The organism is Pseudomonas sp. CM25 (assembly GCF_013179705.1).
Classification (GTDB): domain Bacteria; phylum Pseudomonadota; class Gammaproteobacteria; order Pseudomonadales; family Pseudomonadaceae; genus Aquipseudomonas.
Genome location: NZ_JABMCW010000282.1, coordinates 1 through 7,239, shown reverse-complemented (window position 1 = coordinate 7,239; position 7,239 = coordinate 1). Strand labels below are relative to the sequence as shown.

The window sequence follows — 7,239 nt, the reverse complement described above, 5'->3', positions numbered from 1 at the left end:
CAGTTACGTCACCAGCCAGCAGTTGGTAGGCCTTTCCAACCGCCGCGAAATCACATCTGCCGACCTGGAACTGTTCAAGAGCTTCGAGGACCGTCTGAAGCAGCACATGGCCAGCTACCAGGGGACCATTCAGGATACCGACGACCAGACGCGCTTCGACAGCTTCAATCAGATGGAGCAGGCCTACCTCAAGGTCGTCGGCCAGGTACTGGACGCCTACCGCCAGCATGACTACGACGAAGCCCAGCGGCTGATCACCGAGGTGCTGACCCCGGCCTGGGTGGCCGGGCGCAAGCTGCTCAACGAAGTGATCGATCACAACCGTGCCTCCTCCGAAGCCGACACCAGTGAGATCGTCAGTGCCGTGAGCACCGCCAAGGGCAGCATGGTGGTATCGCTGCTACTGGCCATCGTCGCGGCCGGCATCTGCGGCCTGCTGTTGATGCGCGCCATCACCGCGCCCATGCAGCGCATCGTGCATGCCCTCGACAAGCTGCGCTCGGGCGACCTGAGCATGCGCCTGAGCCTGGACCGCAAGGACGAGTTCGGTGCCATCGAAAGCGGCTTCAACGAAATGGCCGAAGCCCTGGCCAACCTGGTGGCCCAGGCCCAGCGCTCGTCGGTGCAGGTGACCACCTCGGTGACTGAAATTGCCGCCACTTCCAAGCAACAGCAGGCCACTGCAACCGAAACTGCCGCGACCACCACCGAGATCGGCGCTACCTCGCGGGAAATTGCCGCCACCTCGCGTGACCTGGTGCGCACCATGACCGAAGTCACCTCGGCCGCCGACCAGGCCTCCAGCCTCGCCGGCTCCGGCCAGCAGGGCCTGGCGCGCATGGAAGAGACCATGCACCAGGTCATGGGCGCTGCCGACCTGGTCAACGCCAAGCTGGGCATTCTCAACGAGAAGGCCAGCAATATCACCCAGATGGTGGTGACCATCGTCAAGGTCGCCGACCAGACCAACCTGCTGTCGCTCAACGCCGCTATCGAAGCGGAAAAGGCCGGCGAGTACGGCCGTGGTTTTGCCGTGGTGGCCACCGAAGTGCGCCGCCTGGCCGACCAGACCGCCGTGGCCACCTACGACATCGAACAGATGGTGCGCGAGATCCAGTCGGCCGTGTCGGCCGGGGTGATGGGCATGGACAAGTTCTCCGAAGAAGTGCGCCGCGGCATGTTCGAGGTGCAGCAGGTCGGCGAGCAGCTCAGCCAGATCATCCACCAGGTGCAGGCGCTGGCGCCGCGCGTGTTGATGGTCAATGAAGGCATGCAGGCCCAGGCTACCGGTGCCGAGCAGATCAACCAGGCGCTGGCCCAGCTCAGCGACGCCAGCACCCAGACTGTCGAGTCGCTGCGCCAGGCAAGCTTCGCCATCGATGAGCTGAGCCAGGTGGCCGCAGGCCTGCGCGGCGGCGTGTCGCGCTTCAAAGTCTGACTGCGATGAACGACTTGCAACCCCGCGCCGCGCGGGCGGGCAACGCCAAGGGTGCGTTGTACCTGCAGTTTCGCATCAGGCAGCAGCGCTTTGCCCTGAGTGCGCACGAGGTGATCGAGGTGCTGCCGCGTCAGCCGCTCAAGCCCATTGCCCAGGCGCCCGCGTGGGTCGCGGGCATCCTCGCCCACCGCGGCCTGCTGGTGCCCGTGATCGACCTGGCCGCATTGAGCTTCGGCCAGCCGGCGGCGCAGCGCACCAGTACCCGCCTGGTGCTGGTGCACTACCGAGGGGGGCTGCAGCTTGGCCTGATCCTGGAACAGGCCACCGAAACACTGCGTTGCCACCCCGACGAATTCCTGCCCTATGGTGTGGATACCGGCGAGGCGCCGTACCTGGGGCCGGTGCGCCAGGATGAACAAGGCCTGCTGCAGCGTGTGGAAGTAAACGACCTGCTGCCGGCGGCCGTGCATGAACTGCTGTACGCGGATCACCAGACAGGGATGGCGACATGATCGAACAGCGTTTTTTTCGCTTCTTGCGCGAGCGCATCGGCCTGGACGTGGAGTCGGTGGGCGCGCCCATGGTCGAGCGTGCGCTGCGCCAGCGCTGTGTTGCCATGAACGCCATCGACCTGGATGATTACTGGCTGCGGCTGCAGCAGTCTGCCGATGAACAGCAGGCGCTGATCGAGGCGGTGATCGTTCCGGAAACCTGGTTCTTCCGTTACCCGGAGTCCTTCACCGCCCTGGCCAGCCTGGCGCACAAGCGCCTGGCCGAGCTGGCGGGGGCGCGGCCACTGCGCTTGCTCAGCTTGCCGTGCTCGACCGGCGAGGAGCCCTATTCGCTGGCCATGGCCTTGCTGGATGCCGGCATCGCACCGGGTGCGTTTTTGATCGACGGCATGGACATCAGTCCCAGCTCGGTGGCCAAGGCTGGGCAGGCCGTGTATGGGCGCAATGCGTTTCGCGGCAGCGACCTGGGCTTTCGCGAGCGCTACTTCGATGCTGTTGACGAAGGCCACCGCCTGCATGAGCGGGTACGCCAGCCAGTCAGCCTGCAGGTAGGCAACGTGCTCGACCCGGCGCTGGCCAGCCGCGATGGCCTGTACGACTTCGTGTTCTGCCGCAACCTGTTGATCTATTTCGACGTACCAACCCAGCAGCGAGTGTTCGAAGTGCTCAAACGCCTGCTTCATCCGCAGGGTGTGCTGTTCATCGGCCCCGCCGAGGGCAGCTTGCTGGCACGGTTGGGCATGCGCCCGCTGGGCATCGCGCAGTCGTTCGCCTATGTGCGTCAGGAGGGCGGCAGCACGCCGCTGGCGGCGGCTTCGGCCCTGCCCGTAAAGCGTCCCCAACCCGCACTGGCCACCCCGGGCTATCCGCCGCCGGGTGCAGCGTTGCCGCGCCCGCTGCGGGTGCTGCCCGTCACGACCAGGCCCGCGCCGGCGCGCAACCAGCGTGAGGACGAAAGCGAGTTGCTGGACAGCATTGCCCGGCTGGCCAATGCCGGTGCCAGCGATCAGGCCCGCAGCGAATGCCAGCGCTACCTGGGGCAGTTCGCGCCGTCGGCGCAGGTGTACTACTGGCTGGGGCTGCTCAGTGACACCGCAGGCGATGCGCAGCAGGCACTGACCCACTACCGCAAGGCCCTGTACCTGGAACCACAGCACCCCGAGGCGCTGGTGCACCTGGCGGCCCTGCTGGCGGCCCAGGGCGACCTGGCCGGGGCCCGGCGCCTGCAGGAGCGGGCTGCGCGGGTTGGCCGGGAGTCTGAGCGATGAAGGGTGAATCCGCGATGCAGCTACTGGCCGAGGATGACGCGCACATCGACGACTGCTGGAACCGCATTGGCGTCCACGGCGACAAGCAGTGCCCACTGCTGGAACAGCATGTCCACTGTCGCAATTGCGAGGTGTATGCCGCTGCAGCCACGCGCCTGCTCGACCGCTATGCCTTGATGCAGGACCACCAGCCGGCAGTGGCGCCGGTGGAGGAACACACCGGCCGCTCCATGCTGCTGTTCCGCCTGGGTGAAGAATGGCTGGCGCTGGCCACGGCCTGCCTGGCCGAGATCGCCCCGTTGCAGGCGGTTCATTCGCTGCCACACCAGCGCTCGCGGGTGCTGCGGGGGGTTGCCAATGTGCGGGGGGCGCTGGTCCCGTGCCTGTCGCTGGCCGACCTGCTGGGTGTGCAGGCCGCTGCCGCTGAGCCGCGCGGCGGGCGGGCGATGCCACGCATGCTGATCCTGGCTGCCGAAGGTGGCCCGGTAGTGCTGGCTGTCGAAGAAGTCGACGGTATTCATCGGCTCGACCCGCTGCTGCAAGGCAGTGGCCAGGATGCCACGCACTTCACTGCTGCAGTGCTGCAATGGCGCGGCCGCAGTGTGCGAGTGCTGAACGATCAACAATTATTGTCTGCCGTACAGCGGAGCCTTTCATGACCCCGGAGCAAATGCGCGACGCATCGTTGCTCGAACTGTTCAGCCTGGAGGCCGAGGCGCAGACTCAAGTACTGAGTACCGGCCTGATGGCGCTGGAGCGCAACCCCACGCAGGCCGACCAGCTTGAGGCGTGCATGCGTGCCGCCCATTCGCTGAAGGGCGCGGCTCGTATCGTCGGAGTGGATGCTGGCGTCAGCGTTGCCCACGTCATGGAAGATTGCCTGGTGGCAGCCCAGGAAGGGCGCTTGCGCCTCACCGCCGAGCATATCGACGCGTTGTTGCAGGGGACCGACCTGCTGATGCGCATCGCTACGCCGGGCGACTCCAGGGCGCAGGCGACCCTGCCGGTGTTCCTTGCACAAATGGCCAGCCTGCTCGATCCAGGCGCTGCGGCTATAGCTGCCACGCCGGCTTTGCCGGGCCTGGCGCCGCCAATCGAACCTGTGCTGCTGGCAAGGGAGCCACTGGAGCTTGAGCCGGAGCCTGAGCCGACCGTGCATCGCAAGGCCGGCAAGCGCGCCGGCGAAGGTAGCGAACGGGTGCTACGGGTCACCGCCGACCGCCTCAACAGCCTGCTCGACCTGTCCAGCAAGTCGCTGGTGGAAACCCAGCGGCTCAAGCCCTACCTGGCCACCCTGCAGCGCCTCAAGCGCATGCACGGGCAGGGCATGCAGGCGCTCGACGGCCTGCGCATGCAACTGGAAGACAGCGGCCAGAGCAGCGAGGTGCTTGATGCCTTGGCGCAAACCCAGCGCCTGTTGGCCGAGACCCAGCAGATTCTGCAGCAGCAGGCCGCCGACCTTGATGAGTTCGGCTGGCAGGCCAGCCAGCGTGCGCAACTGCTTTACGACACCGCGCTGGCCTGCCGCATGCGCCCGTTTGCCGATGTGCTGACCGGCCAGAGCCGCATGGTCCGTGACCTCGGCCGGTCCTTGGGCAAGCCGGTACGGCTGGCCGTGGAAGGCGAAAAGACCCAGGTCGACCGCGATGTACTGGAAAAGCTCGAAGCACCGTTGACCCACCTGTTGCGCAACGCGGTCGACCACGGCATCGAGCCGCCGGAACGGCGCCTGCTGGCAGGCAAGCCGGATGAGGGCGTGATCCGCCTGCGTGCTTCGCACCAGGCCGGCATGCTCAGCCTGGAGCTGATCGATGATGGCGCCGGCATCGACCTTGAGCGCCTGCGCAGCAGCATCGTGGAACGCGCCCTGTCGCCTGCCGACACAGTGGCGCGGATGAGCGAGGCGGAGCTGCTGACGTTCCTGTTCCTGCCCGGCTTCAGCCTGCGCGACAAGGTCACCGAAGTGTCCGGCCGTGGCGTGGGGCTGGATGCGGTGCAACACATGATCCGCGAGCTGCGCGGCTCGATCGAGCTTACCCAGGTGGCGGGGCAGGGCTGCCGCTTCCACCTGCAGGTGCCACTGACCCTGTCGGTGGTGCGCAGCCTGGTGGTCGAGGTGGGCGGTGAGGCCTATGCCTTTCCCCTCGCCCATATCGAACGCACCCTGGAGGTGACTGCCGAGCAGATCGTGCAGATCGAAGGGCGCCAGCACTTCTGGCACGAAGGTCGGCATATTGGCCTGGTGGCAGCCAGCCAGTTGCTGAACCGCCCGGCCGGGCAAACCGAAGAGGCCAGCCTGCGGGTGGTGGTGATCCGGGAGCGCGAGCAACTGTACGGCGTGGCCGTGGAACGGCTGGTGGGCGAGCGGGTGCTGGTGGTGATGCCGCTCGACCCACGGCTGGGCAAGGTGCAGGACATTTCTTCCGGCGCCTTGCTCGATGATGGTTCTGTGGTGCTGATTGTCGATGTCGAGGACTTGCTGCGCTCGGTGGAAAAACTGCTCAGCACCGGCAGCCTTGAGCGTATCGAACGCGGTAACAGCAGTGCCCGTGGCATGGTCCGCAAGCGCGTGCTGGTGGTCGACGATTCACTGACCGTGCGTGAACTGCAGCGCAAGCTGTTGAGTAACCGTGGCTATGACGTGGCCGTGGCGGTGGATGGCATGGACGGCTGGAACGCCCTGCGTGGCGAGGATTTCGACCTGCTGATCACCGACATCGACATGCCGCGCATGGACGGCATCGAACTGGTCACCCTGGTGCGCCGCGACCAGCGCCTGCAGGCGCTGCCGGTGATGGTGGTGTCGTACAAGGACCGTGAGGAAGACCGGCGGCGTGGCCTGGATGCCGGTGCCGACTACTATTTGGCAAAAGCCAGTTTCCACGACGATGCGTTGCTGGATGCTGTAGTCGAGCTGATCGGAGGTGCTCAAGGATGAAGATCGCCATCGTCAATGACATGCCCATGGCCGTCGAGGCGCTGCGCCGGGCAGTCGCTTTCGAGCCCGCGCATCAGGTGGTGTGGGTGGCCAGCAATGGCGCCGAAGCGGTGCAGCGCTGTGCCGAACAACTGCCGGACCTGATCCTGATGGACCTGATCATGCCGGTGATGGATGGCGTCGAGGCCACCCGGCGGATCATGGCCGAAACCCCGTGTGCCATTGTCATCGTCACCGTCGACCGCCAGCAGAACGTGCACCGGGTGTTCGAGGCCATGGGCCATGGCGCCCTGGATGTGGTCGATACCCCGGCGCTGGGTGCTGGCGATGCCCGCGAGGCGGCGGCGCCATTGCTGCGCAAGATTCTCAATATCGGCTGGTTGGTCGGCCAGCAGCGTGCCCCTGCCGAACGCCCGAAGGCCGTGCCGGTGCGGGAGGCCTCGCAACGCCCTGGCCTGGTGGCGATCGGCTCGTCGGCTGGCGGGCCGGCAGCGCTCGAAGTGTTGCTCAAAGGCTTGCCGAGCAAATTCCCCGCAGCCATCGTGCTGGTCCAGCATGTCGACCAGGTGTTTGCCGCTGGTATGGCCGAATGGCTCAGCAGCGCTGCAGGCTTGCCGGTGCGCCTGGCCCAGGAAGGCGAGCCGCCGCAGCCTGGCCAGGTGTTACTGGCAGGCACCAACCACCACATCCGGCTGCTGAAAAACGGCCAACTGGCCTACACTGCCGAACCTGTCAACGAGATCTACCGGCCCTCCATCGATGTGTTCTTCGAGAGCGTGGCACGGTACTGGACCGGCGATGCGGTGGGCGTGTTGCTCACCGGCATGGGCCGCGATGGTGCCCAAGGCCTGAAACAGATGCGCCAGCAGGGCTTTCTGACCATTGCTCAGGACCAGGCCAGCAGCGCCGTCTACGGGATGCCCAAGGCTGCTGCGGCGATAGATGCTGCGGTGGAGATCCGCCCGTTGGAACGAATAGCCGGGCGCTTGACGGAAATTTTCGCAAAATGACGAAGTGTATTGAATCACGCCGCCTGGCCGGCAGTGATCGGGTGAACTGGCATGAATGATTTACCGATCGAAG

The 7,239-nt window shown here is 66.0% G+C and carries 6 protein-coding genes; all 6 read left to right on the top strand.

Annotated features, from left to right (window positions below):
• The first annotated feature begins 22 nt into the window (after positions 1-22).
• Genes HP546_RS23030 through wspF form a run of 6 tightly spaced genes read left to right on the top strand, consistent with a single transcriptional unit; the run spans position 23 to position 7,166 of the window.
• On the top strand, positions 23-1,438 hold the full coding sequence (locus tag HP546_RS23030; RefSeq protein ID WP_372242454.1) for a methyl-accepting chemotaxis protein: 1,416 nt from the start codon (positions 23-25) through the stop codon (positions 1,436-1,438).
• A 5-nt stretch (positions 1,439-1,443) separates the two neighbouring features.
• The gene (locus tag HP546_RS23025) at positions 1,444-1,950 is read left to right on the top strand and encodes a chemotaxis protein CheW (protein WP_172229909.1); all 507 of its coding nucleotides are present in this window, start codon (positions 1,444-1,446) and stop codon (positions 1,948-1,950) included.
• On the top strand, positions 1,947-3,218 hold the full coding sequence (locus tag HP546_RS23020; protein WP_172229906.1) for a protein-glutamate O-methyltransferase CheR: 1,272 nt from the start codon (positions 1,947-1,949) through the stop codon (positions 3,216-3,218). The genes HP546_RS23025 and HP546_RS23020 overlap by 4 nt, the downstream gene beginning before the upstream one ends.
• Positions 3,215-3,877: a chemotaxis protein CheW gene (locus HP546_RS23015; RefSeq protein ID WP_172229903.1), complete on the top strand. Its 663-nt coding sequence runs from the start codon at positions 3,215-3,217 to the stop codon at positions 3,875-3,877. Before HP546_RS23020 ends, HP546_RS23015 begins: the two co-directional genes overlap by 4 nt.
• Entirely contained in the window at positions 3,874-6,156 is a 2,283-nt protein-coding gene (locus HP546_RS23010) for a hybrid sensor histidine kinase/response regulator (protein WP_172229900.1), read from the top strand. Before HP546_RS23015 ends, HP546_RS23010 begins: the two co-directional genes overlap by 4 nt.
• Complete coding sequence (gene wspF, locus HP546_RS23005) at positions 6,153-7,166, top strand: Wsp signal transduction system protein-glutamate methylesterase WspF (RefSeq protein ID WP_172229897.1); 1,014 nt, start codon at positions 6,153-6,155, stop codon at positions 7,164-7,166. Before HP546_RS23010 ends, wspF begins: the two co-directional genes overlap by 4 nt.
• Positions 7,167-7,239: the final 73 nt, after the last annotated feature.

Coding starts and splice junctions, on each gene's coding strand:
- HP546_RS23010 (WP_172229900.1), top strand. CDS start 3,874: ATGACCCCGGAGCAAATGCGCGACGCATCGTTGCTCGAACTGTTCAGC.
- wspF (WP_172229897.1), top strand. CDS start 6,153: ATGAAGATCGCCATCGTCAATGACATGCCCATGGCCGTCGAGGCGCTG.
- HP546_RS23020 (WP_172229906.1), top strand. CDS start 1,947: ATGATCGAACAGCGTTTTTTTCGCTTCTTGCGCGAGCGCATCGGCCTG.
- HP546_RS23025 (WP_172229909.1), top strand. CDS start 1,444: ATGAACGACTTGCAACCCCGCGCCGCGCGGGCGGGCAACGCCAAGGGT.
- HP546_RS23015 (WP_172229903.1), top strand. CDS start 3,215: ATGAAGGGTGAATCCGCGATGCAGCTACTGGCCGAGGATGACGCGCAC.